General features: G+C 64.2%; 29 protein-coding genes and 1 tRNA gene. 11 read left to right on the top strand and 19 right to left on the bottom strand.

Annotated elements, in window-relative coordinates:
* Positions 1–99 precede the first annotated feature (99 nt).
* The 3 genes from EB233_RS05665 (at position 100) to EB233_RS05655 (ending at position 2,886) form a co-directional block, all read left to right on the top strand.
* Positions 100–870 carry an SDR family NAD(P)-dependent oxidoreductase gene (locus EB233_RS05665; RefSeq protein ID WP_064991108.1) on the top strand — a complete coding sequence of 257 codons (771 nt, stop codon included), beginning with the start codon at positions 100–102 and terminating at the stop codon, positions 868–870.
* Positions 871–872: 2 nt separating this feature from the next.
* Entirely contained in the window at positions 873–1,940 is a 1,068-nt protein-coding gene (locus tag EB233_RS05660) for an ABC transporter ATP-binding protein (protein WP_064991107.1), read from the top strand.
* Positions 1,941–2,004: 64 nt separating this feature from the next.
* Entirely contained in the window at positions 2,005–2,886 is an 882-nt protein-coding gene (locus tag EB233_RS05655; RefSeq protein WP_027053126.1) for a MurR/RpiR family transcriptional regulator, read from the top strand.
* Between the two features lie 28 nt (positions 2,887–2,914).
* Here EB233_RS05655 and EB233_RS05650 read toward each other — a convergent pair whose 3' ends face one another.
* Positions 2,915–3,226: a DUF167 family protein gene (locus EB233_RS05650; protein ID WP_064991106.1), complete on the bottom strand. Its 312-nt coding sequence runs from the start codon at positions 3,224–3,226 to the stop codon at positions 2,915–2,917.
* A 13-nt stretch (positions 3,227–3,239) separates the two neighbouring features.
* The gene (locus EB233_RS05645; RefSeq protein ID WP_027053128.1) at positions 3,240–3,530 is read right to left on the bottom strand and encodes a YggT family protein; all 291 of its coding nucleotides are present in this window, start codon (positions 3,528–3,530) and stop codon (positions 3,240–3,242) included.
* Between the two features lie 145 nt (positions 3,531–3,675).
* Here EB233_RS05645 and EB233_RS05640 point away from each other — a divergent pair.
* The 6 genes from EB233_RS05640 to EB233_RS05615 all read left to right on the top strand — a co-directional run bounded on the left by EB233_RS05640 (position 3,676) and on the right by EB233_RS05615 (position 7,306).
* Positions 3,676–3,751: transfer RNA gene (locus tag EB233_RS05640), tRNA-Ala, on the top strand.
* 323 nt (positions 3,752–4,074) lie between these two features.
* A complete protein-coding gene (locus tag EB233_RS05635) occupies positions 4,075–4,824 on the top strand; it encodes a helix-turn-helix domain-containing protein (protein ID WP_064991105.1) in 750 nt (249 codons plus the stop codon).
* A 513-nt stretch (positions 4,825–5,337) separates the two neighbouring features.
* Positions 5,338–6,396, top strand: coding sequence for a SagB/ThcOx family dehydrogenase (locus tag EB233_RS05630; RefSeq protein WP_244277757.1), 1,059 nt, complete (start codon positions 5,338–5,340; stop codon positions 6,394–6,396).
* Positions 6,397–6,462: 66 nt separating this feature from the next.
* Positions 6,463–6,714, top strand: a complete 252-nt coding sequence (locus EB233_RS05625; protein ID WP_064991103.1) for a hypothetical protein — start codon at positions 6,463–6,465, stop codon at positions 6,712–6,714.
* A gap of 4 nt (positions 6,715–6,718) precedes the next feature.
* A complete protein-coding gene (locus EB233_RS05620) occupies positions 6,719–6,961 on the top strand; it encodes a hypothetical protein (protein WP_154674578.1) in 243 nt (80 codons plus the stop codon).
* A 24-nt stretch (positions 6,962–6,985) separates the two neighbouring features.
* Positions 6,986–7,306, top strand: a complete 321-nt coding sequence (locus EB233_RS05615; RefSeq protein WP_064991102.1) for a hypothetical protein — start codon at positions 6,986–6,988, stop codon at positions 7,304–7,306.
* Positions 7,307–7,363: 57 nt separating this feature from the next.
* On the opposite strand, the gene EB233_RS05610 is transcribed toward EB233_RS05615, so the two are convergent.
* The 5 genes from EB233_RS05610 to EB233_RS05590 all read right to left on the bottom strand — a co-directional run bounded on the left by EB233_RS05610 (position 7,364) and on the right by EB233_RS05590 (position 10,830).
* Positions 7,364–8,314, bottom strand: a complete 951-nt coding sequence (locus tag EB233_RS05610; RefSeq protein ID WP_064991101.1) for an energy transducer TonB family protein — start codon at positions 8,312–8,314, stop codon at positions 7,364–7,366.
* Positions 8,311–8,778, bottom strand: coding sequence for a TonB system transport protein ExbD (gene exbD, locus EB233_RS05605; protein ID WP_064991100.1), 468 nt, complete (start codon positions 8,776–8,778; stop codon positions 8,311–8,313). The genes EB233_RS05610 and exbD overlap by 4 nt, the downstream gene beginning before the upstream one ends.
* 13 nt (positions 8,779–8,791) lie before the next feature.
* Positions 8,792–9,751: a tonB-system energizer ExbB gene (exbB, locus tag EB233_RS05600; protein ID WP_064991252.1), complete on the bottom strand. Its 960-nt coding sequence runs from the start codon at positions 9,749–9,751 to the stop codon at positions 8,792–8,794.
* Between the two features lie 50 nt (positions 9,752–9,801).
* Positions 9,802–10,587 carry an ATP-binding cassette domain-containing protein gene (locus EB233_RS05595; protein ID WP_064991251.1) on the bottom strand — a complete coding sequence of 262 codons (786 nt, stop codon included), beginning with the start codon at positions 10,585–10,587 and terminating at the stop codon, positions 9,802–9,804.
* A gap of 90 nt (positions 10,588–10,677) precedes the next feature.
* Positions 10,678–10,830: a hypothetical protein gene (locus tag EB233_RS05590; RefSeq protein ID WP_155765419.1), complete on the bottom strand. Its 153-nt coding sequence runs from the start codon at positions 10,828–10,830 to the stop codon at positions 10,678–10,680.
* Positions 10,831–10,993: 163 nt separating this feature from the next.
* Here EB233_RS05590 and EB233_RS05585 point away from each other — a divergent pair, with 163 nt between their 5' ends.
* On the top strand, positions 10,994–11,722 hold the full coding sequence (locus tag EB233_RS05585; protein WP_064991099.1) for a cysteine hydrolase family protein: 729 nt from the start codon (positions 10,994–10,996) through the stop codon (positions 11,720–11,722).
* On the opposite strand, the gene EB233_RS05580 is transcribed toward EB233_RS05585, so the two are convergent.
* The 9 genes from EB233_RS05580 to EB233_RS05540 form a co-directional block, all read right to left on the bottom strand.
* On the bottom strand, positions 11,680–12,621 hold the full coding sequence (locus tag EB233_RS05580; protein ID WP_064991250.1) for an LLM class flavin-dependent oxidoreductase: 942 nt from the start codon (positions 12,619–12,621) through the stop codon (positions 11,680–11,682). The two genes, EB233_RS05585 and EB233_RS05580, sit on opposite strands and share 43 nt — an antisense overlap.
* Positions 12,622–12,760: 139 nt before the next feature.
* Positions 12,761–12,916, bottom strand: a complete 156-nt coding sequence (locus EB233_RS05575) for a hypothetical protein (protein WP_010912229.1) — start codon at positions 12,914–12,916, stop codon at positions 12,761–12,763.
* A gap of 303 nt (positions 12,917–13,219) precedes the next feature.
* Positions 13,220–14,164 carry an ABC transporter permease gene (locus EB233_RS05570; protein ID WP_064991098.1) on the bottom strand — a complete coding sequence of 315 codons (945 nt, stop codon included), beginning with the start codon at positions 14,162–14,164 and terminating at the stop codon, positions 13,220–13,222.
* The gene (locus EB233_RS05565; protein ID WP_064991097.1) at positions 14,161–15,216 is read right to left on the bottom strand and encodes an ABC transporter permease; all 1,056 of its coding nucleotides are present in this window, start codon (positions 15,214–15,216) and stop codon (positions 14,161–14,163) included. Before EB233_RS05565 ends, EB233_RS05570 begins: the two co-directional genes overlap by 4 nt.
* Positions 15,216–16,706, bottom strand: coding sequence for an ABC transporter ATP-binding protein (locus EB233_RS05560; protein ID WP_064991249.1), 1,491 nt, complete (start codon positions 16,704–16,706; stop codon positions 15,216–15,218). Before EB233_RS05560 ends, EB233_RS05565 begins: the two co-directional genes overlap by 1 nt.
* 243 nt (positions 16,707–16,949) lie before the next feature.
* A complete protein-coding gene (locus EB233_RS05555) occupies positions 16,950–17,981 on the bottom strand; it encodes a BMP family protein (RefSeq protein ID WP_064991096.1) in 1,032 nt (343 codons plus the stop codon).
* 149 nt (positions 17,982–18,130) lie between these two features.
* Positions 18,131–19,336 carry a 3-oxoadipyl-CoA thiolase gene (pcaF, locus tag EB233_RS05550; RefSeq protein WP_064991095.1) on the bottom strand — a complete coding sequence of 402 codons (1,206 nt, stop codon included), beginning with the start codon at positions 19,334–19,336 and terminating at the stop codon, positions 18,131–18,133.
* Between the two features lies 1 nt (position 19,337).
* Complete coding sequence (locus EB233_RS05545) at positions 19,338–20,138, bottom strand: CoA-transferase subunit beta (protein ID WP_064991094.1); 801 nt, start codon at positions 20,136–20,138, stop codon at positions 19,338–19,340.
* Positions 20,135–20,992: a CoA transferase subunit A gene (locus EB233_RS05540; RefSeq protein WP_064991093.1), complete on the bottom strand. Its 858-nt coding sequence runs from the start codon at positions 20,990–20,992 to the stop codon at positions 20,135–20,137. The genes EB233_RS05545 and EB233_RS05540 overlap by 4 nt, the downstream gene beginning before the upstream one ends.
* A 112-nt stretch (positions 20,993–21,104) precedes the next feature.
* On the opposite strand from EB233_RS05540, the gene EB233_RS05535 reads away from it, so the two are divergent.
* Positions 21,105–21,875 carry an IclR family transcriptional regulator domain-containing protein gene (locus EB233_RS05535; protein WP_064991092.1) on the top strand — a complete coding sequence of 257 codons (771 nt, stop codon included), beginning with the start codon at positions 21,105–21,107 and terminating at the stop codon, positions 21,873–21,875.
* Between the two features lie 230 nt (positions 21,876–22,105).
* Here EB233_RS05535 and EB233_RS05530 read toward each other — a convergent pair whose 3' ends face one another.
* Genes EB233_RS05530 through EB233_RS05520 form a run of 3 tightly spaced genes read right to left on the bottom strand, consistent with a single transcriptional unit; the run spans position 22,106 to position 26,072 of the window.
* Positions 22,106–23,404 (bottom strand): NAD(P)/FAD-dependent oxidoreductase, encoded by a 1,299-nt coding sequence (locus tag EB233_RS05530; RefSeq protein WP_064991091.1) that lies wholly within the window; start codon positions 23,402–23,404, stop codon positions 22,106–22,108.
* Between the two features lie 2 nt (positions 23,405–23,406).
* Entirely contained in the window at positions 23,407–24,783 is a 1,377-nt protein-coding gene (locus tag EB233_RS05525) for a glutamine synthetase family protein (RefSeq protein WP_064991248.1), read from the bottom strand.
* Positions 24,784–24,788: 5 nt separating this feature from the next.
* Entirely contained in the window at positions 24,789–26,072 is a 1,284-nt protein-coding gene (locus EB233_RS05520) for a nucleotide disphospho-sugar-binding domain-containing protein (RefSeq protein ID WP_064991090.1), read from the bottom strand.
* Positions 26,073–26,080 lie beyond the last annotated feature (8 nt).

Below are 26,080 nucleotides of genomic sequence, written 5' to 3'. Positions count from 1 at the left end.
ATGAATTTACGGCATGCAAGCGGATTATTATGTTGCTTAATTACATTCCTTTCAATAGCCTGCGGGGGATCTGCCTGATCTGCGGAAGGAGCGAGCGCCGTGGTTTCGAAAGCCGAATTCGAAGGCAGGACTGCCGTCGTCACCGGGGCCGGTGGCGGTCTTGGCTCGGCGATCGTCGCATTGCTGGCAGACAGGGGCGCACGCGTGGTCGGCTGCGACCAGTCAGAGGAGGCGCTGGCAAGCCCGCGGCTGGCCTCGCGCCATGTCTTCAACCTTCTCGACCGGGCTTCGATCGAGGCAGGGATCGCTGCCGTGCTGGACAGGGATGGCGTGCCCGACATCCTGATCAACAATGCCGGCTGGACGCGCGCCGAGACGATTTATGCGCTCGACACCGACAGAATTGAGCACGAGCTCGATCTCAACCTGACCGGGGTGATGACCTTCGCCGACCCACTTGCGAAGGCGATGGCCGCGCGCGGTTCAGGTAGCATCGTCTTCATCTCGTCGGTCAATGCCATCGCGCATTTCGGCAACCCGGCCTACGCCGCCGCCAAGGCCGGCATCAACGCCTATGCCAAATCGGTCGCCGTCGAACTTGGCCGCAGCGGCGTGCGCGCGAACGTCGTCTGTCCCGGATCGATCCGCACCGCTGCCTGGGACCACCGCCTCGCCAAGGACCCGGAGATCCTGGGCAAGCTCAAGCGGCTCTATCCGCTCGGCCGCATCGTCAATGCCTCGGAAGTGGCGGAAGCAGTTGCTTTCCTTGCATCGGACCGCGCCTCGGGCGTAACAGGCGTGGTGATGCCCGTCGATGCCGGGCTGACCGCCGGCTGCCTGCCGTTCATCGACGACATATTGGGAGCGTGACCATGACCGACGTCCAGTTCCGCAACCTGTCGAAATCCTTCGGCCAGCACAGGATCCTCGAGGACATCAGCCTCGATATCAAGAGCGGCGAGTTCGTGGTGCTGGTCGGCCCCTCCGGCTGCGGCAAGTCGACCTTGCTGCGCATGCTGGCCGGGCTGGAGACGATCAGCTCCGGCGACCTGCTGATCGGCGGCCTCCGCGCCAACGACCTGCCGCCGCAGCAGCGCAACATCGCCATGGTATTCCAGTCCTATGCGCTGTTCCCGCACCTGAAGGCCTCGGACAATATCGGCTTCGGCCCGAAAATCCGCGGTGAGAGCCGCGCCGCGATCGACGACAAGGTCAAGAAGGCATCCGGCGTCCTCAACCTCTATTCCTATCTCGACCGCTATCCTCGCCAGCTCTCGGGCGGCCAGCGCCAGCGCGTCGCCATGGGCCGTGCCATCGTGCGCGAACCCTCGGTGTTCCTGTTCGACGAGCCGCTCAGCAATCTCGACGCGCAATTGCGCGTGCAGATGCGCACCGAGATCAAGGCGCTGCACCAGCGGCTGAAATCGACCATCGTCTATGTCACCCACGACCAGATCGAGGCCATGACCATGGCCGATCGCATCGTCGTGATGGATCGAGGCCGGATCCAGCAGGTCGGCGCGCCGCTGGAGCTCTATGACAGGCCGGCCAACAAATTCGTCGCCGGCTTCCTCGGCTCACCCTCGATGAGCTTTGTCTCCGGCGCTCTGAAGACAACGCCCGAAAAGACATGGTTCGAATCGGCCGGCGGCGGCCGGCTTGCCCTTGCCGGCAAGGCGCTGCCGGCGGGTAGCACCGTGGAGGCAGGCATCCGGCCCGAGCATTTCGTTATCGGCGAGGCGACCGACGCCATGGCGCTCAAGGTGGATGTCGTGGAGCCGACCGGTTCCGAGACCCATGTCTATGGCGCCATCGGCGCCGACACCGTGCGGGCCGTGTTCCGCGACAGGGTGCCGGTCAGGCCAGGCGATCTGCTGCCGGTCTCGGTCGATCCCGGCAACATCCATCTGTTCGACAAGGCGACCGGCCTGCCGCTATAACGCCACCCCTGCGAAGGCAATGGCATGAAGACGAAGCGACCAACGTGATGACGAAGACACGGGCATGAAGACGCCGGCCGACATCATCACGCGGCTGCAGCTGATGTCGCAGGACGGCACCAAATCGGACCGCCGGCTGGCTGGCCTTGTGCTCTCCGATCTCGATTTCGCCTCCAAGGCGGCGATCTCCGAAATTGCCGCGCGCGTCGGCGTCAGCGAACCGACGGTAACCCGTTTCTGCCGCAATCTCGGCTGCGAGGGCTTGCGTGATTTCAAATTCTATCTGGCGCAGGCCATCGCCATAGGCGGCCAGTATCTGTCACCCGAGCCGTTGAGCCGGGACGCCCGCGAGCAGCGCATCGCCACGGCCATCACCGAAGCGGCCGTTACGGCCATCCAGCGCGCCAGCGAGAACCTCGACATGACGACGCTGGTCGCCGTCGCCGCGCGGCTGGCGACGTCGGGCAACGTGCTGTGCATTGGCTCCGGCGGCATCTCCTCGATGATGGCGACCGAAATGCAGAACCGGCTGTTCCGGCTCGGCCTGCCCGTGCTGGCGCAGATCGACGGCCAGTTGCAGCGCATGTACGCTGCCGTCGCCACGCCGGAGACCACGCTGGTCGCCTTTTCGGTGTCGGGCTATGCGCGCTCGGTCATCGAGGCGGTGCAGGTCGCCCAGCAATATGGCGCCACCACGGTCGCCATCACCGCTCCCGATTCGGCACTGGCCAAGGCTGCCGACACGGTCATCCATTTGCAGCCGCTCGAGGATGGCAACATCTACAAGCCGACATCGTCGCGCTACGCGCTGCTGGCGATCGTCGACATGATCGTGACATCGGTGGCTGAGACGCGCGGCCCGAAAGTGCTGGAGAATTTGCGCCGCATCAAGCAGAGCGTGAACACGCTGAAGGTCGACGACCCAAGGCTGCCGCTAGGCGATTGACCCGGGCGCCGCGCGGCGAGGCGATGGACTATACGCCGAACGCCTCGATGCTCTTCGTCAGCATTTCCGGTTCGCCAACGACGCGCAGCGTCTTCAGCCGCGCCGTGCCGCCGGCAACAACTGAAACAGCCGATGCCGGCACCCCCAGCGTCCTGGCGACCAGCTTCTCCAGCGCTTGATTGGCGGCGCCGTTTTCCGGCACGGCGCGGACACGCGCCTTCAAATGGCATCGCCCGTCGGCCGATGTTTCGACGCCTTCGAGCCGATCCGAGGACGATTTTGGCGTCAGCCGCACGAACAGGTCGATGCCGTTCTCGCGAACACGGAACGGCGCGCTCATGCGGTCGCGGGGCTCACAGCACCAGCGGCGCAATCGTGGTGAGAATGAACTGCCTGATGAAGAACAGGATCAAGAGCAGGATGATCGGCGAAATGTCGATGCCGCCGAGATCGGGCATGAAACGCCGGATCGGCCGCAGCGCCGGCTCGGTCAGCCGGTAGAGCATGTTGCCGATGCTGCCGACAAACTGGTTGCGCGAATTGACCACGTTGAAGGCATAGAGCCAGGAAAAGATCGCCGAGGCGATGATGATCCACCAGTAGAGGTCAAGCGCCATGACGATTGTTTGAATGAGGGCGAGCATGCCGGTCTCCAATTGTTGCCGACATGTAGCCATTGCACGCCAAACCGGCAAGAGCCGGCTGCCATGCGCCAGGCAGCATGGATTTCGGCAAAACGCCGCCTTGACAGAAATCCGTCGCGCCCGATAAATGCGCCATCCGTTGGACGGGGCTGTAGCTCAGCTGGGAGAGCGCGTCGTTCGCAATGACGAGGTCAGGAGTTCGATCCTCCTCAGCTCCACCATCGGAATAATCTGTCTTCCATTTTTTGCGGCACTGGCAAGGTCCAGGCATCATCCGCCGCGACGCGATGCGCGTGCAGCGCCGATCTCCCCAAAATCGCCGTACACGATTTTCGCGATTCGGCAGGCGATGCGGTTGTCAATTGGACTTATGGCGATACCGACTGTCTGCTTGGCGCTGTTTTTTTTGGAACCTGCCTCATTAGACTGGCGCTATCAAATCAGTTTTTTCTGTGTGTTGTAGCGAGGCGTTTCGGCGGGGGCGACCGAAGGCGCTATATGGATTTCGAGTCGAAATGAAGCATCCGCCTGCGAAAGCAAAAAAGTGTCCATTCGCGAGAATCTCGGCGCAAATCTCAGACGGCTCTGCAAGGACCATGCCTCCGTTAGCGCGGTATGCCGTGAGTTGGGTATCAACCGTACGCAGTTCGAACGTTACCTGCAGGGGCAGAGCGTTCCCAACAAGGCCACTGCCAAGCTGATCTGTGACTATTTCCACGTCAACGAAGCCGAATTGTACCAGGACCCTGGCATTCCCGAGCCCAGGGATCCCGGCCTGCTGCCGATTTCCGAAAGCCTGTTCAACCAGATGATCCGCCCACCCGCCCCATCGATAGCGGGCGGCACCTATTTCACCTACTTTTCAATTCCGGGCCGTTCCGACCTCTTGATGCGCTCGGTGACCTTCGTGCGTCGCGAGGCCGAACTGGTCACATTCCGCAGGGTCACCGGATGGTCGGAACGCCGTGGCTCGACATGGGCGCGGGCGCGCGGCAACCACTATGGCGTGGCGATCTCGCGCCTGAACTGGATTTATTTCAGCGGCATCAACCGTCGCCAGACCGGCGAACCGTCGTTGATCTCCGTGCAATGGGCCCCAATCTCCGAACCGGTGCTGACAGGCAAGGCCATGCTTTTGACCGAGGCCGGACCGGCGTTCGTATCGGTCATCATGCGGCAGGATGTGTCCGGTATCCGGCCACGGCATGCGATCCGCATGGCGCATGTCATCGGTCTTGACGATCCGGGCGTCGATCAACTCGTCGTCAGCCTCGCCCGGGACGGGCTGGCCTGAAGCGTGTCGCGTTTGAACGGATTATGTGACGCACCTTAGGCCCTTGTTCTCATGCATGTCGTTCTCCCCAAACCGGGCCACGTCCGGACGACATGCATCGGCCGATCGCTTACGCTAAATAAGAATAAGAATATCCCGAAAGAGCGTATGCTGGCGATTGCCTACTCCATATCTGAGTAAAATCGATTTTTTAGACTTTGGTGCCAAGAAAGATATTTTAGATCACGTTGGCTTTACTGCAATTTTAATAAATCATTAACTCTTTCGAACTTACCTTTCTTCTTGCGGATCCCACGGTGAGGATCTTTCAACAGCCCCCATTGGGGGGCGGGGAAGGGATAAGAATGGCCAAGAAAGTGAACAGCGCCCCGAAGCTGACGGTTGTCGCGGGCACGCAGACCGTCTTCTTCTCGCAGGGCATGCACTACAACAAGCGCTGAAGTCGTTCGGCGCCGATGGGCTTTCGCCTGTCGGCGTCTCACATCCACAAAAACAGCATTCAGCATCATGAAAATGCGCTCTGCAAAAACCCTTGTCTTCTATCACGGGACCAACAAGATCACGGCCTGCAACTTCCTGACCAGAAGCGTCTTCGAATGCAGCCCCGAGGTGATCGGCCTTCTTGCATCCTGGGGCGAATGGGCCTCCACGGCGGAAATCGCACGCGCCCACGGATGGTCGAAATCAGACCTCAACGCCGTCGTCCCGCAATTGCTTGATTTTTCCGCCCTGGTCGCCGCCGGCTCGCCGCTGGCCGAACAGGAAACAGAATTTTCCGGACAGTGGAGTTGGGGTATCCCGACCGCGCTGATGCATTTCTGCGTCCAGGACGCCGAGTTCATGACCATTGAACAGGCCGAGGCACGCCAGATCGAACGCGCCGGTCACGTCGCGCAACCCGACCTTCTGCTCAAGAATGCCACGGGCGCCATTCGGCTGCCGAACGCACTCGACGACAACGAACTTCTGAGCCTGATGGCACGGCGCCGCACCAACCGCACCGCGGCCGCGCCCACCATCACGGCGCAGCAGCTTTCCGACTGCCTGTTCGCGGGCATGGGCATTACCGGCGAGACCGGCAATTGCGTCGGCGCCCTGCCCCTGGGCATGACCCCTTCTGGCGGCGCTCGGAACCCCTACGAGGCCTATGTTGTTGCGTTTGGCGTCGAGGGCCTGGAGCCCGGTGTCTATCACTATTCCGCCGCCGATCACGATCTTGGCAGGATCTCGGCCAACCATCTGCCGAAGATCTCCGAACTGGTCGGCGGGCAGGAATGGGCGGATGCCATGCCTTGCTTGATTCTGCTTTGCGCCAGGCTCGACCGCACCATGTGGAAATATGAGGATGCAAACGCCTACCGCGTCGTGCTGATCGAGGCAGGCCATATCGGCCAGAACATGATGCTGGCGGCGACCAGGCATAGGCTGTCGGCCTGCCCCACGGCGGCGCTCAGCCATTCAGCGATCAAGCGTCTTCTTGGCCTCGACCGCCTGACCGATGCACCTATCTATGGGTTGACGCTCTCGGCCCCGCAACCAAGCCCACATCCCGCGGGCCAGTCGATTAACTAACCGCCTATGTCCAGTGTAGCCAGTAACCCGTTCCAATAACTTAACTTCGACTACAGGAGCAACACGGTGATGAATCAGTCTTTACGTCAATCAGAGATTGATAGTCTTCAATATATCGCATCAATGACCAATGAACTGGTGCAGATGGCCGAAGCAGGCCGCTTTCCCATGATTTCATACCTGCTGGGCATGGCCTATGCCGAGGCCTTCGATGTCCTGCGCGGCGCACGGCCGACCCGGCATGCGCAGCTCAGCGGCAATCCGATGCATGCCAAGGTGCACGCGAAGGAGAACCGCGCGCAGCCAAGGACAGCGTAACCCGATGCAAATGTCAGCCGTATGCGGGGCGGGCGGCTCGCAGCCGAACCGATGGGAGACGCTCTGCGCGCTGCAGGGCCTTCTGCCGCTCCTGAGAAAGAACGCCGCCGACCTCGGCCGCATCGATATGGTCTACTGGTTCGACCAGGCCGACGCGGAGATCGCCAACATCATCAGGGGCCGACCTTCCGACGCCGCCGCGATCCCCGCCTTGATCGCCAGCAGCCGGCAAAATGAACATTCATAGATAGAGATTGAGGGGGACCCGCCGATGAACATGATCGCACCCATCAGAAGTGTCGACGCCAGAGACGGTGTCTTCAGCCGGCTCCATGCCCTGATCGCCTGCCGGCCGGCATCGTCGGATGCCGCGCGTGCCGAGGCCCGGCGACTGATTTCAGTGGCGATGGCCGAAACCTGGCAGACCGACAGCCTGTGGGGCGCGGCGGACGCCTTTCACGCCCATTTCGAGTTCATGATGCAGACCATCGAGATCAACGGCGCCGACGATCCGAACCTCAGGACGCTGCGCACGAAATGCCGCTTCTACCTGGAGCAAGTCGAAGCCCTGTGTCGGTCGATGAGCCACTGACTGCGATTTCTCGCGAAGGTCGTACAGTACCTGTATTTGGCCGGCCGAGCCCTTGCTCTAATTCTGCAAGTTGAACACGAACGGCGCCGTGCGGCTGACGCGCGAGCCGAGTTCCGGCGGCGGCGCCGGCACAGTGGCGCCCTGCAGCACGACGAGGGCGGCGCGGTCGAGGTCGGGATCGCCTGACGAACGGGCCACGCGCGCCGACATCACCCGGCCGGACGAATCCATCGTGAAGGTCACGTTCACATTGCCCTGCGCGCCCCTGGATTTCGCGGCGCCGGGATAGCGCTTGTGCCGATTGATCCATGCCGTCAGCCGTGATTCCCACTTGGCCTGGCTGACGCCTGAAACGCTGGCCGCCGATTTCGGCGCGGCCGCCCTGGCCGCCGGCTTTGTCTCCGGGCTTGCGGTGGCGACGGTCTTCGCCGGCTCGGCCTTTTCCTTCTTTGGCTTAGGCTTGGGCTTTTCGACCGGTCTTTTCGCCTTGGCCTGGACCGGTTTCTTTTCCTTGGGCTCCTCGGCGGGCTTCGGCTGTGGCAGCGGAACGACGACCTCCGGCGTCACCGCCTGGACGACGTCGGGAATGACCTCATCCGGTGGCGGCTGATCGACCGGTTCGGCCTCGGTCATCTCGGTCGGCACGATCTCGTCAGGCGGCACCGTTTCCGGTTGCTCGGAGGTCGCTTCGGCTTGGTCGGCCACTTTCTCGGGCTCGGCCTCGGTGACCTTTTCGGTCTGCTCGACAGGCTCGGTCCGGTCGGGCATCGCCGCATCCCGCATCGCGGCCTGTTCCGGCACCGCCGGCGTCACCACCATCGGCGCCATTTCGATCACCGGGGCCGGCGGCGGCCCGCCATCCATCTCGATCGGGCCGAAGCTTTGCACCGCATAAGCGACCGCGACATGGGCGCCGAGCACCAGCACCGCCGCACCTGTCCACAAGCCGAGATCGCGCCAGCCGAAGCGCGACAGCTGTATCGTGGGCAAGGCGGCGGACCGTGTCATGGCACGGCCGTTCCCGCCGGAGCCAGTGCCGGCGCGTCAGCCGCGGGCGCCGTCTCCAGGCCGACGAGCGCGATCTTCAGATAGCCGGCGCCCCGCAACAGGTTCATTGCTTCCATCAGGTCGCCATAGACGACCGCCTTGTCGGCACGCAGGAAGATGCGCGTCTGCTTGTCGCCCTTGGTCCTGCTGTCCAGCGTGGCGGCGAAAGCCGGACGCGGCACCGTGTCGTTGCCGATCGCCAGCGTCAGATCATCCTTCAATGTCAGGAAAAGCGGCGTCTCGGGCCGCGGCGCCGGCGTCGCCGTCGAGCCCGGCAAGTCGACATTGACGTCCACGGTCGCCAGCGGCGCGGCGACCATGAAGATGATCAGCAGCACCAGGATGACGTCGATGAAGGGCGTGACGTTGATCTCGTGGCTCTCCTCGAGATCGTCGTCCATGGTCTGTCGGATCCTGCTTCCCATGGCGTTGCTCCCGCTACTTCGCCGCCAGCGCCGTCGCTGGCGCCACCGTGCGGAAATCCAGGTCGCGGCTGACCAGCCGTTCGACGCCCGCCGACGCATCGGCGAGGATCTGCCGATAGCCGGCTATCGAGCGGGCAAAGACGTTGTAGATCACGACAGCCGGTATCGCCGCGACAAGGCCCATGGCGGTGGCCAGCAGCGCCTCGGCGATGCCCGGCGCCACCACGGCGAGATTGGTGGTCTGCGCCTGCGAAATGCCGATGAAGGCGTTCATGATGCCCCAGACGGTTCCGAACAGGCCGACGAAAGGCGCGGTGGAGCCGATCGTCGCCAGCACGCCGGTGCCGCGCGACATGCGCCGCGACGCCGCCGCCTCGATGCGCGACAGGCGCGAGGTGACCCTTTCCTTCAGCCCGTCGCCGCCGACGTGGTCGAGAGCGACGGCCGAGAGTGCGGTCTCTTCCTCCGCCGCCCGCACCAGAAGCGCGCCGGGGCCGCCGCTGCGGTCGAGCGCGCGGCTCGCCTGCCTCAGTGTCGCGGCATCGCCGATCGCACGCACGGCACGGCGGATACGCAGCTTGCCGCCGAAAATCTCCAGCGATTTGGCCAGCCATATCGTCCAGGTGACCAGCGATGCGAAGGCCAGTCCGATCATCACCGCCTTCACGATGATATCGGCGGCCATGAACATGCCCCATGGCGACAAATCGTGCGGCAAGGTGAGCTCCATCGCCCCCGCGCGCGCCGCCGCGACCGGCTGCGCCGGGGCCTTCGTGGGTGGTTCCACCGCCGCAGGGGTGGTGAGCTTAGGTGTCACGGGCGCTGGTGCGGCGGGTGCCATGGGTGCGGGTGCGGCTGGAGCCACGGGCATCGCGGCAGGGGCGGCGCCGGCAGGTTGCTCCTGGGCCACGGCGCTACCGCCCGCCAGGATCACCGATGCGACCAACGCCGCCAACAAACCATGTCTAGACAAGAGCTTCTTCCTTGTTGTCACAGCGGCCAGCCGTTTCCCCGCCGCGATCGTCATTGCACATAGCCAACCGGCTGGCCGGTGACCGGATGCGCGAACACGCCCATCTCCACGCCGAAAATGCCCTTGAGCACGTCGCCCCGCATGATTTCGCCCGGCGCGCCGCGGGTCAGCAGCTTGCCGTCCTTCAGCGCGATCAATTCGTCGCAATAGCGCGCCGCCATGTTGGGGTCGTGCAGCACCACGACGACGCAGAGGTCGCGTTTGCGGCTGAGTTCCCTGACCACCCCCAGCACCTCGACCTGATGGGCGATGTCGAGCGCCGAGATCGGCTCGTCGAGCAACATGACGCCAGCATTTTGCGCTACCAGCATGGCGAGCCAGGCGCGCTGCCGTTCGCCGCCGGACAATTCGTCGACCAGCCGGTCGGCGAAGCCGTCCATGTCGGTCAGCGCAAGCGCCTCCTCGGCATGCCGCCTGTCTTCCGCGCTGAAGCGGCCAAGCGCGCCATGCCAGGGATAGCGCCCGAGTCTTACCAGTTCGCGCACGGTGAGGCCCGTTGCCGCCGGCGTCGTCTGCGGCAGATAGGCGAGCGCTCGCGCGAGTTCGCGGGCACCCCATTGCGGCAACGGCCGTTTGGCGAAAGTGATGGCGCCCGAGCTTGCCGGTTGCTGGCGGGCCAAAAGCTTGACCAGCGTCGACTTGCCGGAGCCATTGTGGCCGATCAGCCCGTAAACGCGCGAACGCCGCAGCTCGAACGAGACAGGACCGAGCAGCGTTCGCTCGCCGACGGCAAACCGCACGGCGTCGATTTGAAAGGCAGTCTCGGCTCCCGCCACGGTCACGGCTTTTTCTCCAATGCGGCCGTCGGATTCCCGATTTCTGGCCTCGGCAGTCCGATGCCCGGTTGATTATAAAACATGACATTGCTAGTCAACATTGAAGATGACTTCAACAGTCAACAAATCGTCGTGACCGTCAATTTCGCCGCGAAATTCGCAAAACAGGGCTGCGGCGGCCATCGGATGGCAACCAATCTGGTCTCGGGCGCCATACGCCCGGCGGCGAGCGATCGCCCGCATGTCTAGAGCAATTCCAGGAAAAGTGTGTAACGGTTTTCCGTTCGGAATTGCGTAAAAACAAAGAGTTAGAGCGGTTCGACGATTCCATAAATCGCTGAACCGCTCTAGCATCTGGTGTCGGCGCATTGAACGATTATGCTTGGTCGAAAGCAGGGAGCCACCAATGATCAAGGCAACGCCGTTCGACTTCCCCTATGACGGTAGGCTGGTGGCTGGAAACACAGCGCTTGTGGTCATCGACCTGCAGCAGGATTTCCTGTCAACGACGGGCTACTTCGCCAGGAAGGGATATGACCTCTCGCCGCTGCGGGCGATCCTGCCCGCGGTGAACCGGCTGATATCGGCCGCGCGCAAAGCCGGCGTCGCGATTGTCCACACCAGGCAGGGCTATCGCGCCGACATGGCCGACATGACGCCTTACGAAAAATGGCGCCGCAAGCGTTCCGGTCTCGACGACACCGACGTCCTGCTGCGCTCGGGCGCGGGATTCCAGATCGTTCCGGAAATCGATGTCGCGCCGCATGACATCATCGTCGACAAGACCTGCAACAGTGCCTTCACCTATACGGATTTCGAGCTCGTGCTGCGCGCCCGGGGCATCACGCATCTGATGTTTTCCGGCTGCACGACCGATGTCTGCGTCCACACCACGCTGCGCGAGGCCTGCGACCGCAACTTCCAGTGCCTGACGATTCCGGATGCCTGCGCCAGCGGCGACAAATATGCGCACGAAGCCGCATTGCACATGGTGACGGTCGAGGACGGTGTCTTCGGCGTCCTCGCCGATTCACACGCCGTCATCGAAGGGCTGTCGCGGCTTGGCGACAGACCCGAAACGACAGAGGGGCCTCAGCCCGCTGCCCACGTCTCCGCCCCGTCGCGAGGCGGATAGGCTCCCGGCTGGAAGGCGTCATGCTCGCGGCGTGCGAGCGAGTTGCGCAGTAGGGCGATCGTTTCCCGGCCGGCCGTCACGATCTCGCGCGGCGTGTCGACGCCGACGATCATGAATTCGTCGATCCCGAGCCCGGCATAGGCAAGCAGCGACAGGGCGACCTGTGCCGGCGGCCCGGACAGGTCGGCCGCCTTGTGGCCGGTGGCGGCAGCGCCCCGGTGAATCCGCACCGGAAGCGCGAAGCGCAGTCTGCCGGCCCGGCCATGTTCGGCGGCCGCACCGCGCACCCGCTCCATCAGCCGCCGGACCTCGTCGATCGAGCCCGGCGCCAGTTCGAAGACATCGGCGTGCCGGCCGGCCACCTTCAGCGCCGTTCCGGACTGTCCGCCCATGCGGATGGTCAGGTCGGCGCCGTGCGGACCCTTGCGCTCGATATAGCCGCCCCTGATGCTGTAGAAGGCCCCTTCGTGGTCGAAGGGCCGCTCGTTCGACCACAGCCGCTTCAACAGCACCAGATATTCGTCGATGCGCTGCCAGATGACCGTGTGCCCGACCGGCCGCGACTCGGCATCGTCGTCATTCAGCGGCTCGCTGATCATCCGAAGCGCCAGCCGCCCGCCGCTTTTGCTATCGATCGATGCCAGCTGGCGCGCCGCCACGGTCGGTTCGATCACGCCGGCCCAGTGAGTCAACACCACTTCCAGCGACGCCGTGCGGTCCAGCACCTGGGCGGCAATATCCATATTGGTCAAGAGCCCGGCCGGATCGTCGACGACGATCTTCCGGAAGCCGCCATCCTCGATCAGCCCGAGCTTGGTGGCGGTCGCGGCGAGGTCGTAGAAGAAGGGAACGGCGTCGTCCGAGGACTTGCCTGGGACATGGGTGAATTCGACCGGCATTGTCATCTCCTCCATCGCTGGAATCATGGATGTGGTGAGATTCGAACCACGGCCGCGCGCAAACGCACCGGGATCCGGTTCATTCAACTCCGATTGACTTGATACAGTGGGGCAACCCGCCGCCTGCCGATCCGCTGACTTAGGGAATGAGTCCCAGAACGACGGCCCCGGTGAACACGAATGCAAGGGCAAAGACGAGATAGGCGAAAGCTCCGGCATAGGCCGGGCGAAATGTCTGGGCATTGGCCAGCCTCTGGCCGCTGCTGTCGGTCTGAGCGTTCTGGATATAGGACATATCGACCTCCGTCTCGCCGGTTAATCTATAAAACTTGTAGACTTTGTCGATTGCTATTTTTCGGCTGGCGGCAGAATAATTTTCTCGTTCATGGCGCAAAATTAGTGCCCATTTGCTGAGGTGGCCAGCGGAACAAACCGGTCGGCAAGGCCGTTCACATCGCTGCAGGCGTCCGAATGGACCTTCGGCCTCGGAACTGTTCGCGTAGCCCAAGTCGAGGCTGCGGCGAAGGCCGCGGCCGAAAAGCTCAGGCCGGTCACGGTGCAGCGCCCTCTCCGACCGCTTCGCGGCGAGGAACCAGGTCTACCGCTCTTCCCTTCGGAACGGCTTCAGCAGCGCTGACGGCGCCACCGCGTTGCGCGACATGAAAGCCATGGCAACGATGGTGAAGATGAAGGGTAGCATCAGGAACGCCTCGTAGGGGATATGCCCGAGCCCGCTCGCCTGCATGCGCAGTTGCAGGGCATCGACAAAGGCAAACAGAAGCGCCGCGCCCGCCGAGCGCCACGGATCCCAACGGCCGAACACGACCAGCGCGATCGCCACCCAGCCGCGCCCGGAGACGACGCCGAAGGTGAAGGCGTTGAACTGCGCCATCGACAGGAAGGCTCCGGCAAGCCCCATCAGCGCACCGCCGAGAATGACCGCCTGGAAGCGCGTGGCAATGACGCTGACGCCGGCGGAATCGGCCGCGCGCGGGTTCTCGCCGACCATGCGCACCGACAGGCCCCATGGCGTGCGGTAGAGCACAAAGGCGGCGAGCGGTATGGCGATGATTGCCATGTAGACCAGCGTGAACTGGTTGAACACCGCCGACCCGAGCACGGGAATATCCGACAGCACCGGGATCGGCAGCGTCTGGAAACCCTTGATCGCGGGCGGCACCGATTGCTGGCCGAAGATCAGCCGGTAGAGGAAATAGGCAAGGCCCGACGAGAACAAGGTCACGCCGATGCCGCAGACATGCTGGCTCAAGCCCAGCACCACCGTGAACAGCGCGTGCAGCGCGCCCATTAGCATGCCGGTCAGCACCGCCACCAGCACGCCGAGCCACAGGCTGCCGCTGAGGCTGGTGGCGGTGAAACCGGTCATGGCGCAAAGCAGCATGATGCCTTCGATGCCGAGATTGAGCACGCCGGCCCGCTCGGAAAACATCTCGCCGAGCGTGGCGAAGGCCAAAGGCGTGGCGATGCGGATGATGGCCGCCAGAAAGCCGACCTGAAAGATCTGTTCCAGCACCACGCTCATCGGGAAGCTCCGACGCGGCGGATGCGATAGGCGGTGAACAGCAGCGCCACCAGCATGGCGAGCAGCGCGGTTCCCTGGATGACGTCGCTAAGGAAGGCCGGCACGCCGGTTGCGCGCGACATTGCCTCGGCGCCGGTCATCACGGCGGCCAGGAAGATCGCCGCCGGCACGACGCCAAGCGGATTGAGCCGCGCCAGCATGGCGACGACGATACCGGAATAACCATAGCCCGGCGAGATGTCGCTCATTACCTGGAAATGCACGCCGCCGACCTCGCCGACGCCGGCGAGACCCGCGAGAGCGCCTGACAGCAGCGCGGTCGAGAGCAGCACGCGCTCGACATGGATGCCGCCATATCTGGCCGCTTCCGGGTTTTCGCCGGTGACCCTGATGCGGAAACCGAGCGTCGTGCGCGCAATGAGGAACCAGATCAAAGGTGCCGTGATCAGCGCCACGATAACGCCGAGATGCAGCCGCGTGCCTTCGATCAGCACCGGAAAATTGGCCGAATCCTCGATGGGCGGCGAGATCGGATAGCCGCTGAAACTGTCCTTCCATGGCCCTTCGATCAGCGCCATCAGCGCGTAGTAGATGACCGAGTTGAGCAGCAGCGAGCTCACCACGTCGTCGACCTTGAATTTCACCCGCAGTGTCGCCGGCACCAATGCGACCACGGCACCGGCGGCAGCACCGGCGATTGCCATCAGCAGCATGGCGAGCGGCCCCGGCATCGGGATCGCGCCGACAAAACAGCTCGCCACCGCACCGGCCAGCAATTGCCCTTCGGCACCGATGTTCCAGAATTTGGCGCGAAAGGCGACGGCCACCGCCAGCCCGGTGAAGATCATCGGGGCGGCGCGCACTAGCGTTTCGGTGATCGCGTAGCTGTCGCCGAGCGACGCGGTGAACATCACGCCGTACGATTCGAGCACACCGGCGCCGGCCAGCGCGATCAGGCCGCTGCACAGGATGAGCGTGGCGCCGATCGCCAGCAGCGGCAGAACCAGATTGAACCAGGCAGGTGTCGACGTGCGGACTTCCAGGCGAAACATCAGCCGTGCCCCTCCGCTCCGGTCATCAGCAGCCCCAATCGCCCGATTGTGGCATCGGCGCTGTCGAGCGTGCCGACGATGCGGCCCTCATACATCACCGCGATGCGGTCGCAGAGCACGAGCAGTTCTTCGAGGTCCTCGCCGATGACGATGATGCCGCAGCCCTTGGCGCGCATGTCGAGGAACTTTTCGTGGATGAACCGCGCCGCGCCGATGTCGAGGCCGCGCGTCGGCTGCGAGACAATCAAAACCTTCGGATCGAAAGCGAGCTCGCGCGCCAGCAGCGCCTTCTGCAGATTGCCGCCCGACAGCGCGCCGGCGCGCGTCATCGGTCCAGGGCATCTGATATCATAGGCCTTGATCTGCTCTTCCGCGAAGGCGCGGATCGCATCAGGCTTGAGCAGGCCCTTGGCGGAGAATGCCGCCGTGCCGATGCGCGGCAGCACCATGGAATCGGCGAGCGGCAGGTTGGTGACCAGACCCGTCGTCATGCGGTCTTCCGGGATGCGGCCAAGGCCGAGCGCCTGCACCTCGCGCGGCGAAAACCGCGACACTTTGTGGCCGGCGATCGTCATCCGTCCGGCGTCGGGTGCGCGCACGCCGGAGATCACTTCGGCGAGCGCGCGCTGGCCATTGCCCGAAACGCCGGCAATGCCGAGGATCTCGCCGGCGCGAACGGCAAGCGAGACATCGCGCAGCACGGTGCCCGCATGCTTCGAGGTGGAAATGCCGTCGAGCGTCAGCACAGCAGCACCGGGCGTCGACGGTCCCCTCGCCGGCGGCACGATCTCGTGGCCGCACATCAGCTGCGCCATGGCGGCCGACGTGGTGTTGGCCGGATCGTCGACACGGCCCGCGACACGGCCATGCCGCAGCACCGTGCAGCGATGGGTGAGCGCCCGCACCTCGTTGAGCTTGTGCGAGATGAAGATGATCCCGAGGCCCTGCGCCGCCATCGAGCGTAGCGCCGAGAACAGCCCGTCGACCTCGCTTGGCGCCAGCACCGCCGTCGGCTCGTCGAGGATCAGGAGCCTGGCGCCACGAAACAGCGCCTTGACGATTTCGAGCCGCTGCTGCTCGCCGACCGACAGCGTCGAGACCGGCAGGTCTGGATCGAGCGTCAACCCATGCTGGCGGCTGATTTCGGCGAGCCGCGCCAGCCCGCCGGCACGGTCGATCCGCCCCGATTTGCCCGGGATGCCGATGAGCAGGTTTTCCAGCACCGTCAGCCTTGGCGCCAGATGAAAATGCTGGTGCACCATGCCGATGCCGGCGGCCAGCGCATCGGCCGAACTGGTGATCCGCACTGGCCTGCCCTGGATCAGGATCTCGCCCGCATCCGGCGCATAGGCCCCGAACAGCACGTTCATCAGCGTCGTCTTGCCTGCGCCGTTCTCGCCCAGCAGCCCGAGGATTTCGCCGGGTGCCACGCTGAGGTCGACAGCCTCGTTCGCCTTGACCGCGCCAAAGCTCTTGGTGATGCCGCGCATTTCGATGAGTGGGGCGGGCGACAAGAGTGCTCCTTGGATTTGCATCCCGAGGGCAGCGCGAGGCCCCCCTCTCTGGCCTGCCGGCCATCTCCCCCTCACGGGGGAGATCCGATGTCACGTAGGCTTTCGCCAATCTTCTACGTTGCAGGAAGCGCCAAGATCGAAGCCGCCAATCTCCCCCCTTGAGGGGGAGATGCCCGGCAGGGCAGAGAGGGGCTTGGCGCTAACCTCGAGACGAAGCGCTTAATCCGAAACCGGCGTATTCTCGTCGACGTCCACCCGGAAATTGCCTTCCAGAATCTCGGCCTTCTTCTTCTCGACCAAGTCCTTGACCTCGGCCGGCAGCGTCTTGTCGAACTTATGGTAGGGCGCCAGGAACGACCCGCCCTTAGCCATGCGCGAGAAGTCGCCATAGTCCTGCGCCGTGTAGACGCCGGCCTTGACCAGTTTGATCGCCTGCTCGACGGTCGGGTACATGTCCCAGACCGGACCGGTGATCACCGTGTCGGGGCCAAGGCTCGACTGGTCGGACATGTTGGAGATGGCGAACACCTTCTTCTCCACCGCCGCTTCGACGACGCCGAAGCGCTCGGCATAGATGACGTCGACGCCGGCATCGATCTGGGCGATCGCGGCTTCCTTGGCCTTGGGCGGATCGAAGAAGGAGCCGATGAAGGCGACCTTCTTCTTGATGTTGGGATTGACCTCCTTGGCGCCGGCGAAGAAGGCGTTGACCAGCCGGTTCACTTCCGGAATGCCCATCGCCGCCACGGCGCCGACCGTGCCCGATTTCGACATCTTGCCGGCGATGATACCGGAGAGATAAGCGGGCTCGTGGATCCAGTTGTCGAAGACGCCGAAATTCGGTTCCGCCGGTCCGGCACCCGAACCAAACAGCCAGGCGGTCTTCGGGAACTGCTTGGCCGTGCGGCGCGACTCGCGCTCCGCGGCGAAGGCGTCGCCCAGCACCAGTTGGTAGCCGCCCTGCGCATATTCGCGCATGACGCGGCTGAAGTCGGCGGTCTGCACCTTCTCGGACCATTTGTATTCGATGCCGAGTTCCTTTTCCGCCTTCTGCAGGGCGACATGGATCTGGTTGTCCCACGGCTCCTCGATCGGCGTGGCGAAGATCGCCGCCACCTTCAGTTTCTTGTCCTTGGCAAAGGCCGCACCCGGCAGCATCGCCGCCGCAACGCCAAGCGCGCCCAGCTCCAGCACATTGCGTCGCGAAAGCCCTTCGCGTGTCGAATGGGATTTGTTCTTCCGGTCTTCCATCGCGTACCCCTCTGTTTGACAGCCGTGTCGAGCCGGCCGTTCCAAAAGACAAGGAACTATGGAACGGGTGCGGACTTTTGTCCACATGGTCAAATTTGGCGAGACGCCGAATTCGGCCCTGTTTCTCGCCTGCCAGCCGGAAGCCGCGGTCAGGCCCGTTCGAGCGCGATGGCGATACCCTGGCCGACGCCGATGCACATGGTGGCGAGCGCGTAGCGGCCACCGCGCTCGCGCAGTTCCAGCGCCGCCGTGCCGGAGATGCGGGCGCCCGACATGCCCAGCGGATGGCCGAGCGCGATGGCGCCGCCATTCGGATTGACGTGCGGTGCATCCTCGGCGATGCCGAGCTGGCGCAGCACGGCGATGCCTTGCGAGGCGAAAGCCTCGTTGAGCTCGATGACGTCGAACTGTTTCGGCGTCAGGCCGAGCCGGGCGCACAGTTTTTGCGTCGCCGGCGCCGGGCCGATGCCCATGATGCGCGGCGCGACGCCGGCGGCGGCGCCACCGAGGATGCGCGCGATCGGCGTCAGGCCGTATTTCTTGATGGCAGCTTCCGAGGCGACGATCAGCGCCGCCGCCCCGTCATTGACGCCGGAGGCATTGCCGGCGGTCACCGTGCCGCCTTGCCGGAACGGCGTCGGCAATCTGGCCAGCGCCTCGACCGTGGTGCCGGCGCGGGGATGCTCGTCCTTCGACACGACGACCGCATCGCCCTTGCGCTGTGGGACGGTCACTGCCGTAATTTCCTTGGCCAGCCGGCCATTGGCCTGTGCCGCGACCGCCTTGTCCTGGCTGCGCACGGCAAAGGCATCCTGGTCCGCGCGCGACACGGAATAGTCCTCGGCGACATTCTCGCCGGTCTCGGGCATCGAATCGACGCCATATTGCTTTTTCATCAGCGGATTGACGAAGCGCCAGCCGATGGTGGTGTCATAGATCTCCGCATTGCGCGAAAACGCGGTGTCGGCTTTGGGCATGACGAAAGGCGCGCGGCTCATCGATTCGACGCCGCCCGCGATCATCAATTCCGCTTCGCCTGATTTGATGGCACGCGCGGCGATGGTCAGCGCATCCATGCCCGAACCGCACAGGCGATTGACGGTCGAACCCGGGATTTCCTTCGGCAGCCCGGCCAGCAGCAGCGCCATGCGCGCCACGTTGCGGTTGTCCTCGCCGGCCTGGTTGGCGCAGCCATAGACGACGTCGTCGACCGCCTGCCAGTCGATGCCGGCATTGCGCTCGACCAGCGCCTTCAGCGGAATGGCGCCAAGATCGTCCGCGCGCACCGAGGACAGCGCCCCACCAAAGCGGCCGATCGGCGTGCGGATATAGTCGCAAATATAGGCCTCGGCCATGTCAGGCAGCTTTCCCTTTTCCTGTACCCTCATGCGCCGCCTTGGTGCGGGCCTGCAGGTCGCGCAATGTCTTGAGCTCGAGTTCGCTTGGCGCCGGCGTTTCGTCAAGCGCCTCGGCGAACCTGACTATCCAGCCACAGCTCTCCTGCACCTGCTGGCGCGTCACGCCAGGATGCAGCGACACGACGGTGAATTCCTTGGTTGCCGGGTCCGGCTTCCAGATGGCGAGGTCGGTGATCAGCAGTGTCGGTCCAGCTGTGTCGATGCCCAGCCGCTGGCGATGATCGCCGCCTTCGCCATGACCGAAGGAGGTGAAGAAATCGATCTTTTCGACCATGCCGCGCTTCGACTGCGCCATGGTGATGTAGACCTCCTTCGACGAGGTCGCGATCTCCGGCGCGCCACCGCCACCCGGAAGCCTCGTCTTGGGGTGGAAATAGTCGCCGATGACCGTGGTGTTGATGTTGCCGAACTTGTCGAGCTGCGCCGCGCCGAGGAAACCGATCGAGATGCGGCCGCCCTGCAGCCAGTAGCGGAACATTTCCGGCACCGCGACGGTGGTGACCGCGGTCTCGCACAGTTCGCCGTCGCCGATCGACAGCGGCAGCACTTCGGGAGCCGTGCCGATCGTGCCGCTCTCATAAATCAGGGTGATGTCGGGCGCGTGCGTCAGCCGCGCCACGTTGCAGGCGGCGGAGGGGGCGCCGATGCCGACAAAGCAGACATCGTCATTGCCCAGCGCCCGGCTGGCGGCGATGGTCATCATCTCGTTGGGAGTAAAGCCCAGCTGATTGTCGCTCATGCCGCTTTCCTCAGATGCTCGACCCGGGCCGCGAAATCGTCGGCGCTCTTCTCCAGGACATTAACCTGCATCCAGGCCTGGAATCCCTCCCTGTCGGCGGCGATCTCGTCCCATTCGAGATAGGCGGCGTTGTCGCGCGCATAATAGCCATGGGCGTAGGACGGATGCGAACCGCCTGGCACCACCGATATCGCCGCGATCGTCCAGCGCGGCAGCACGGTCAGATTCGGATGGAGATCGTCGAAATTGTCGACCACTTCCTCGACCGTCACCACGGCGCGTTTGGCCGCCAACACCGCTTCCTTCTGGATGCCGATAATGCCCTCGACCAGCACATTGCCTCGTCTGTCGGCCTTCTGCGCATGGATGAAAGTGACGTCGGGCCGGATCGAGGGAACCGCCGCCAGCACCTCGCCGGTGAACGGGCAAGAGATCGTCTTGATGTTCGGATTGACCGTCGCAAGGCCGGCACCACGATAGCCGCGGAACACCGCGCAGGGCAGGCCGGCCGCGCCCGCCTCATAGGCGTTGGCCATGCCGGCATGGCTGTGCTCCTCGACCTCGATCGACCTGGGAAAACCGTTCTCGATGGCATCGCGGGCGCGCCGCAGCAGGCCGACGCCGGGATTGCCGACATAGGAGAAGACGATCTTCTTCGCCATGCCCATGCCGATCATCTGGTCGTAGATCAGGTCCGGCGTCATGCGGATCAGGGTCAGGTCGCGAAACCCCTGGCGGATCGCCTCATGCGCGGCGGCGGTCGGGATCAGATGGGTGAAGCCTTCGAAGGCGACGGCGTCTCCATCGTTCAGATTCTCGGCCACGGCCTGATTGAGCGGCAGGAACTTCACCATCACCAGGACTCCAAAAGTTCGTATTGCGAACATTTGTTTTATATGTGATACTTTCTATTTGACGCGATAGGGCGGAGTCAACCCCGAGATGATGGCGACCCGAGGCGGTAAGATGGGCGAAGAAGCCGTTTCCCGTGACCATGTCGGCTCGCTCGAGCGCGGCCTTGCCGTGATGGAGATCCTCGCCCGCCACCCGTCGGGCATGACGCTGACCGAAATGGCCGAGGAGGCCGGCCTGACCCGCGCCGGCGCGCGCCGCTTTCTGCTGACGCTCGTCGCTGCCGGCTACGCCACTCAGGACGCCCGGGTGTTCTCGCTGTCGCCGCGCCTGTTGTCGGTTGCCCGCACGTGGCTCGGCGGCGGTTCGCTGTGGAGCTTCGCCGCGCCGATCATGCGCGCCGTGGCAACGCAGCTGAACGAGGCCTGTTCTGCCGCGATCCTGTCAGGCCACGATGTCGTCTACGTCGCCCGCATTCCCGGCCGGCGCATCCTCAGCGTATCGCTCGACGTCGGCACCAGGCTGCCGGCCTATTGCACCTCTATGGGGCGCATGCTGCTCGCCGGCCTGACGCCGGAGGAACTCGACAAGTTCCTGCACCAGGCGACCATCGAGAAGCGGACGCCGAAGACGATCACCGACGCCAGGCTGTTGGCCGGTGCCATCGGCAAGGCGAAGGTGGACGGCTTTGCCATCGTCGACGAGGAATTGGAACTCGGCCTGCGCTCCATCGCGGTGCCTATCCGCGACCGCTCGGGAAGCACGGTCGCGGCCATCAATGTCTCGACCCAGTCGGCGCGATTCGCGGTTGCGGAGATGGAACGGGAAATCCTGCCGATGCTGCTTGAGGCAAGGCGCAGGGTTGAGGATTTCTTTGTGGTTTAGGAGGCTTTGTCCAACCCGCAACGTCGGCGGGACAGCGCCCCCCTCTGCCCTACCGGGCATCTCCCCCACTTGGGGGGAGATCGGACGTCACGACGGCTTTCGCCAATCTTCAGCGTTGGAAAGAGGGCGTCGGGCCCGACGCTGCCAATCTCCCCCAAATGGGGAGATGTCCGGCAGGACAGAGGGGGGCGCCGTAGAGCGCTGGCGTTCGCCCTTCGCACCGCCACTCCTCAATGCTTGATCCGATCCCGCATCGCGTACCACAGCATGCCCAGCACATAGAGCGGGCCGCGCAGTGCCGTGCCGCCCGGGAACGGCATCGGCGTCAGCGTCGAGAACAGATCGAGCCTCGAGGCATCGCCGGTGATCGCTTCGGCCAACAGCTTGCCCGACAGCGTCGACAGGATGACCCCCTTGCCGGAATAGCCATGCGCGAAATAGACCTCGCCATAGTGGCCGACATGCGGCAGCCTCGATGTCGTCACCGACACCAGCCCGCCCCAGGCATGATCGATGCGGCAACCCTTGAGCTGCGGAAACGTCGCTTCCATATGCGGCCGCACGAAGCCGGCAATGTCGGCCGGCGGCGATGGCGTGTAACGTTCGCCGCCGCCGAACAGCAAGCGGCCATCCGCCGACATTCGGTAATAGTTGACGACGAAGCGTGTGTCGGACACCGCGACATTGGCCGGGATGACATTGCGCTTGCCTTCCAGCAGCTCGGTGGCGACGATGTAGTTGCCGACCGGCATGATGCGGTTGTTGACGCGCGGCTCCAGCCCATTGAGCAACGCATCGCCCGCCAGCACGACATGCTTGGCCTTGACCGAACCCTTCGCTGTCGAGACCCGGATCGAAGGCTCGCGCTCCAGTTTCACCGCCACTGAATTTTCGTGGATGGTGACGCCGGCAGCCACTGCCGCGCTGGCAAGGCCGAGCGTGTAGTTCAGCGGATGCATGTGGCCGCCAAGCGGCTCATACATCGCGCCGTGATAGGGCGTGTCGACCTTGGTGCGGGCTTCCGCCGCCGAGAGGATCTCGACGTCGCGGAATTTCATCACGCTGTCGAGGCACTTTGCCTCCTCTTCCAGATCCTTGAGATCGGAGCCGTTGACCGCACCGACCAGATGACCGGTGAGCCTGAGATCGCAATCGATGGCGTGGCGCTCGATGATGTCGAGCACCAGGCCGCGCGCCTCGAAGGCGAGGTCGAACAGCACCTTGGCCCGTTCCGGACCGTAGAGTTTGACCAGCCCCTTGGCGCCCTTGCGCAGGCCGGGGATCATCTGGCCGCCATTCCGGCCCGACGCCCCCCAGCCGATCTTGCCGCCTTCGAGCAGCACCACCTTCAGGCCGCGCTCGGCGGCATGAAGGGCGGCGGACAGGCCGGTGCAGCCGCCGCCGACGACCACCAAATCGGCCTCGACGTTGCCGGCAAGCGCCGGATGGTCCGGCGCCGGATTGGCGGTGGCGACGTAGTAGGATTTGCCGATATCGAGACCGGAATTGAAACCCGTCGAAGATGCCATGATCACACCTTCAGCAGCAAATGGTCGCGTTCCCAGCTCGTCACCACGCTCTGGAACAGGTCGAGCTCCACACTCTTGACGCGCAGATAGGTCTGGAAGAAATCCTCGCCGAGGAGTTTACCCACGGGGTCGCAAGCCTCGAAACGATCGAGTGCCTCCTCCATGGTCTTCGGCAGCGTGCTCTTGATCTTGTAGGCATTGCCCGTGGCTTCGGCCGAGCGCGCCAGCTTCTGCTCGACGCCGAGATAGCCGGCGAGCAGTGAACCCGCGATCGCCAGATAGGGGTTGGAATCGGCGCCCGGCAAGCGGTTCTCCACCCGACGCGCCGCGCGGCCACCGGCCGGCACGCGCAGGCCGCAGGAGCGGTTGTCATGCGACCATTCGATGTTGGCCGGCGCGCTGTGGTTCGGCCTGATGCGGCGGAACGAATTCACGTTGGGCGCGAACAGCGGCATGATCTCGGGCACGTATTTCTGCAGGCCACCGATGAAGTGGCCGAACATCTCGGTGTCGGCGTCATCAGCGCTGGCAAACAGCGCATTGCCGCCTTCGTCGACGACGGACATGTGCAGGTGCATCGAACTGCCGGCCTGGGCGGCGATCGGCTTGGCCATGAAGGTAGCGTGCATGCCGCATTGCTGCGCCGCCTGGCGGGTCAGCCGCTTGAACAGAAGCACCTGGTCAGCCAGCGGCAGCGCCTCGCCATGCAGGAGATTGATCTCCAGCTGCGCCGTGCCCGATTCATGGATCAGCGTGTCGAGCGGCAGTCCGGCGGCCGCGGCATAGTCGTGGACGCGACAGATCACCGGCTCGAACTCTTCCAGTGCCGCCATGTCGTAGGGATGCTGCACAGTTTCCGCGCGGCCATTGCCGCCGACCGGAGCCGTCAGCGGCCTGTCCGGATCGGGGTTGGGTGCGGTCAGATAGAATTCGAGTTCCGGCGCCACAACCGCCCGCCAGCCGCGCTGGCGGTAGAGATCCAGCACGGCGCGCAGCACGTGGCGCGGCGAGGCCATCCATGGCCTGCCGTCCATGTGGAAAGCGTCGGCGAAGACATAGGCCTTGCCGGCGCCCGCACCCGGCGCCAGGCACAGCGTCGAGACGTCAGGCACCATGCGCATGTCCGGGTCCGAATAGGCAAAACCCTCGTCGATGGAGCCGGAATAGCGGCCATCGATGCTGACCAGGAAAGCGCTGCTCGGCAGATAGAGCGCACGGTCTTCCAGCGCCTTGAGGAATTTGGTGGTCGGCAGCGCCTTGCCGCGCAGCACGCCGTTCATGTCGGGCACCAGGCATTCGACTTCCGTGATGCCGTGCTGGGCCAGCCAGGCCCTGGGGTCGTTGGAGATCGCAGCGATATTCGTGTTCATGTCGGGCATTTCGTTCAAGTCCGTATCAGAGAGAGTATGGCTTGCGCGGCCATTTCCGTTCCCGGGTTCAGCGCCATATGGGCTGCATTATCCTTGAGACGGGCGCGCATGGCGTCGTCGGCCAGCAGGCCGAGAATGGCTCTCTCCAATACTCCTTCGGTCCAGCCGTCACGGCCGATATGGTCGCCGGTGCCGGTCTCTTCGGCACGGCGCGCATTGTCGTGGCCGTCCCAGCAATAGGGCATGATCAGCGACGGCACGCCGAAGCGCAGCGCTTCGCAAAAGCTGTTGTTGCCGCCGTGATGGATGAACAGGTCCGACTTCGCCACCACCGAGGGCTGCGGGAACCAGGCGTCGAGATAGACATTGTCCGGCACCGCGCGATAGGCGTCGCGCAAGCCGCCGACATTGACGATGAAACGCGCCGGCAGCCTGTCGAAGACGGCGAGCATGCGCTCGATCAGGCCGACATCCATGGCGCCGAGACTGCCGAAACTGACATAGACCAGCGGCCCGACATTGCGCGGAAACACCGGCACCTCGAACGGTCCTTCCGACCGCACGCAACCTTCGAGATAGACGAAGCGCTCAGGATCGAGCGGCTTGGCCCGCTCGCGCCGCACGATGGCCGGCGTCAGCAGCAGATTGAGGTCGGGCGAGCTTTCCAGGAAGACGCCCTTGGGCAACGGCGCCAGGCCACAATCCGCGCGAAAACGGTTGAAGCGGTCATGCGCCGGCGCCGACGCCGAGAGATAGCGCGCCTCGAACGCGGCGCGCTGCGGGTCGTCGGCGCCCAGCCCCGACAGATAGGGCGGCACTCGCGCGTCTGGCAACTCCGTCTCGGCGCAGGAGACGACGCGCACCCACGGGCAGCCGGCGGCCGATATCGCCGGGAACATGATGACATTGTCGAGCACCACCGCGTCCGGCTTTAGCCGCGCCAGCAACTGGCGCAGCGGCACCTCGGCATTGACCGCAGTATCGACGATCGCCTGCCAGGTCGGCGCGACATACGTCTCGAGCTGGTCGATCGGGCTGAGCCGGAAATGCGGCAGGTGCCGGCGCACGAAGGCCTGCCAGTAGCTCTGGCGCTCGCTGTCGCTCAGCGGCTCGTCGGTCGGCAGCTGGTATTCCTGGAAACCATAGTCGGCAAAGACGCCGGAGAAGCCGGCATGGCAGATGAAGACCGGCCGGGCGCCCTTGGCACGCAGCGCCTGCGCGATGCCGACGCAATTCAATGCGGCGCCGAAGCTGGCTTCGGGAAACAGCGCGATGGTCGGGCTGGCTTTACGCGTCAATTAATCCT

The organism is Mesorhizobium erdmanii (assembly GCF_013170725.1).
GTDB classification, from domain to species: Bacteria; Pseudomonadota; Alphaproteobacteria; order Rhizobiales; family Rhizobiaceae; genus Mesorhizobium; species Mesorhizobium erdmanii.
Note: the sequence above shows the minus strand (reverse complement) of the source record. Positions and strands in the feature narration are given on the sequence as shown.

Excerpts from the sequence above, each read along its gene's own strand:
- EB233_RS05555 (WP_064991096.1), bottom strand. The coding sequence starts at position 17,981 with ATGGAAGACCGGAAGAACAAATCCCATTCGACACGCGAAGGGCTTTCG.
- EB233_RS05540 (WP_064991093.1), bottom strand. The coding sequence starts at position 20,992 with ATGGTGAAGTTCCTGCCGCTCAATCAGGCCGTGGCCGAGAATCTGAAC.
- EB233_RS05630 (WP_244277757.1), top strand. The coding sequence starts at position 5,338 with ATGCGCTCTGCAAAAACCCTTGTCTTCTATCACGGGACCAACAAGATC.
- EB233_RS05585 (WP_064991099.1), top strand. The coding sequence starts at position 10,994 with ATGATCAAGGCAACGCCGTTCGACTTCCCCTATGACGGTAGGCTGGTG.
- EB233_RS05655 (WP_027053126.1), top strand. The coding sequence starts at position 2,005 with ATGAAGACGCCGGCCGACATCATCACGCGGCTGCAGCTGATGTCGCAG.
- EB233_RS05615 (WP_064991102.1), top strand. The coding sequence starts at position 6,986 with ATGAACATGATCGCACCCATCAGAAGTGTCGACGCCAGAGACGGTGTC.
- pcaF (WP_064991095.1), bottom strand. The coding sequence starts at position 19,336 with ATGGCCGAGGCCTATATTTGCGACTATATCCGCACGCCGATCGGCCGC.
- EB233_RS05610 (WP_064991101.1), bottom strand. The coding sequence starts at position 8,314 with ATGACACGGTCCGCCGCCTTGCCCACGATACAGCTGTCGCGCTTCGGC.
- EB233_RS05535 (WP_064991092.1), top strand. The coding sequence starts at position 21,105 with ATGGGCGAAGAAGCCGTTTCCCGTGACCATGTCGGCTCGCTCGAGCGC.
- exbD (WP_064991100.1), bottom strand. The coding sequence starts at position 8,778 with ATGGGAAGCAGGATCCGACAGACCATGGACGACGATCTCGAGGAGAGC.
- EB233_RS05525 (WP_064991248.1), bottom strand. The coding sequence starts at position 24,783 with ATGCCCGACATGAACACGAATATCGCTGCGATCTCCAACGACCCCAGG.
- EB233_RS05590 (WP_155765419.1), bottom strand. The coding sequence starts at position 10,830 with ATGCGGGCGATCGCTCGCCGCCGGGCGTATGGCGCCCGAGACCAGATT.
- EB233_RS05530 (WP_064991091.1), bottom strand. The coding sequence starts at position 23,404 with ATGGCATCTTCGACGGGTTTCAATTCCGGTCTCGATATCGGCAAATCC.
- EB233_RS05580 (WP_064991250.1), bottom strand. The coding sequence starts at position 12,621 with ATGCCGGTCGAATTCACCCATGTCCCAGGCAAGTCCTCGGACGACGCC.
- EB233_RS05565 (WP_064991097.1), bottom strand. The coding sequence starts at position 15,216 with ATGTTTCGCCTGGAAGTCCGCACGTCGACACCTGCCTGGTTCAATCTG.
- EB233_RS05620 (WP_154674578.1), top strand. The coding sequence starts at position 6,719 with ATGCAAATGTCAGCCGTATGCGGGGCGGGCGGCTCGCAGCCGAACCGA.
- EB233_RS05650 (WP_064991106.1), bottom strand. The coding sequence starts at position 3,226 with ATGAGCGCGCCGTTCCGTGTTCGCGAGAACGGCATCGACCTGTTCGTG.
- EB233_RS05545 (WP_064991094.1), bottom strand. The coding sequence starts at position 20,138 with ATGAGCGACAATCAGCTGGGCTTTACTCCCAACGAGATGATGACCATC.
- EB233_RS05660 (WP_064991107.1), top strand. The coding sequence starts at position 873 with ATGACCGACGTCCAGTTCCGCAACCTGTCGAAATCCTTCGGCCAGCAC.
- EB233_RS05575 (WP_010912229.1), bottom strand. The coding sequence starts at position 12,916 with ATGTCCTATATCCAGAACGCTCAGACCGACAGCAGCGGCCAGAGGCTG.
- EB233_RS05560 (WP_064991249.1), bottom strand. The coding sequence starts at position 16,706 with ATGCGCGGCATCACCAAGAGCTTTGGCGCGGTCAAGGCGAACGAGGCT.
- EB233_RS05570 (WP_064991098.1), bottom strand. The coding sequence starts at position 14,164 with ATGAGCGTGGTGCTGGAACAGATCTTTCAGGTCGGCTTTCTGGCGGCC.
- EB233_RS05645 (WP_027053128.1), bottom strand. The coding sequence starts at position 3,530 with ATGCTCGCCCTCATTCAAACAATCGTCATGGCGCTTGACCTCTACTGG.